A 1,953-nucleotide genomic window follows, 5' to 3' on the forward strand; every position below is an offset into this window, starting at 1 on the left:
GGGAAATACTTAAGTGCTATTTCTCCTTTGTCTCTTAATAAAAGAAGATAAGTAAATTTAATCTCCAAGAGGGATTGGTAGCGAAAAAACTTTGAGATGCTACGCGATCGCATCAATTTACACGCTTGCAAACAATTCCATCAATAGTTACACTTTTTAAAACATTCTCATTTTTTGCTTGGCGGTGGCTACCCTACAAGGTAAACCTCCCGAAGCGAGTAAGCATTGCCAAAGCACCCACTCTGTCTAACTTATAAGACTAACTGTGGTAGTACTCTGGCTCTGGCAATAACAAAAAACAAGAGAGAGTTTTCTGAGTGGCGAATTTCGTTCCTTAGAATCTCAGTAAGAAAATTGCTTTGTAAACTAACTCATCGAGGAGGAGCGTAGTCGATGGGACTACCCTGGTACCGAGTACATACAGTCGTTCTGAATGATCCAGGGCGACTGATTTCTGTACACCTGATGCACACAGCCTTAGTAGCAGGCTGGGCTGGTTCGATGGCACTCTACGAACTGGCTGTTTATGACCCTAGCGATCCGATTCTCAATCCGATGTGGCGGCAAGGGATGTTCGTCCTACCCTTCATGTCGCGTTTGGGCGTTACCCAATCTTGGGGTGGTTGGAACGTTACTGGTGGCCCAGCAAGTGATCCTGGCTTTTGGTCATTTGAAGGCGTTGCTGCGGCTCACATTGTTCTTTCCGGTCTTTTATTCCTAGCTGCCGTATGGCATTGGGTTTACTGGGATTTGGAACTCTTTAGAGATCCCCGCACTGGTGAACCTGCTCTAGACTTGCCAAAAATGTTTGGCATTCACCTGTTCTTATCTGGTCTACTTTGTTTTGGATTTGGTGCTTTTCACGTCACCGGACTATTTGGCCCAGGAATATGGGTTTCTGATGCTTATGGTATAACTGGGGCTGCCCAGGGAGTAGCACCGGAATGGGGCCCAGATGGTTTTAACCCATATAACCCTGGTGGCATTGCGGCTCACCACATTGCTGCTGGTGTTGTTGGTATTATTGCAGGCTTATTCCACCTCACAGTTAGACCTCCCGAACGGCTCTACAAAGCCCTACGGATGGGTAACATTGAAACAGTACTTTCTAGCAGTATTGCAGCAGTCTTCTTTGCTGCTTTCGTTGTTGCTGGTACTATGTGGTACGGAAACGCTGCCACTCCCATCGAATTGTTTGGCCCTACCCGTTACCAATGGGATCAAGGCTACTTCCGTCAAGAAATTCAGCGCCGCGTCCAAACTGACGTTGCTCAAGGTGCAACCCTTGACCAAGCTTGGTCGCAGATTCCTGAAAAACTGGCTTTCTATGATTACGTCGGTAATAGCCCCGCTAAAGGCGGTCTATTCCGTACAGGGCCGATGGTAAAGGGTGATGGTATTGCCCAATCTTGGCAAGGTCACGCCGTATTCAAAGATTCTGAAGGACGGGAATTGACCGTGCGTCGCCTCCCCAACTTCTTTGAAACCTTCCCAGTAATTTTGACCGATGCTGATGGAGTTGTCCGCGCTGACATTCCCTTCCGTCGGGCAGAATCAAAGTATAGCTTCGAGCAATCTGGTGTCACCGTCAGCTTCTATGGTGGCGATCTGAATGGTAAAACCTTTACAGAACCAGCTGATGTGAAGAAGTATGCCCGTAAAGCTCAAGGTGGCGAAATCTTTGAATTTGACCGCGAAACCTTGAACTCTGATGGTGTATTCCGCACCAGTCCTAGAGGTTGGTTTACCTTTGGACACGCTGTATTTGCTCTGCTGTTCTTCTTTGGTCATCTCTGGCATGGCTCTCGGACAATCTACCGAGACGTATTTGCTGGTGTTGATGCGGATCTAGAAGAGCAAGTTGAGTGGGGTCTATTCCAGAAAGTGGGTGACAAATCAACCCGCCGGAAGGAAGCCCTTTAAGATACTGGGGACTGGGGACTGGGGACTGGG

The 1,953-nt window shown here is 47.9% G+C and carries 1 protein-coding gene; it reads left to right on the forward strand.

The window, feature by feature from the left end; genetic code table 11:
* Positions 1–393 precede the first annotated feature (393 nt).
* Positions 394–1,923 carry a photosystem II chlorophyll-binding protein CP47 gene (psbB, locus tag G1O98_RS38005; protein WP_163939591.1) on the forward strand — a complete coding sequence of 510 codons (1,530 nt, stop codon included), beginning with the start codon at positions 394–396 and terminating at the stop codon, positions 1,921–1,923.
* Positions 1,924–1,953 lie beyond the last annotated feature (30 nt).

Source organism: Nostoc sp. UIC 10630 (assembly GCF_010747425.1).
In the GTDB taxonomy this organism is placed as follows: Bacteria; Cyanobacteriota; Cyanobacteriia; order Cyanobacteriales; family Nostocaceae; genus Nostoc.

Coding starts and splice junctions, on each gene's coding strand:
- psbB (WP_163939591.1), top strand. CDS start 394: ATGGGACTACCCTGGTACCGAGTACATACAGTCGTTCTGAATGATCCA.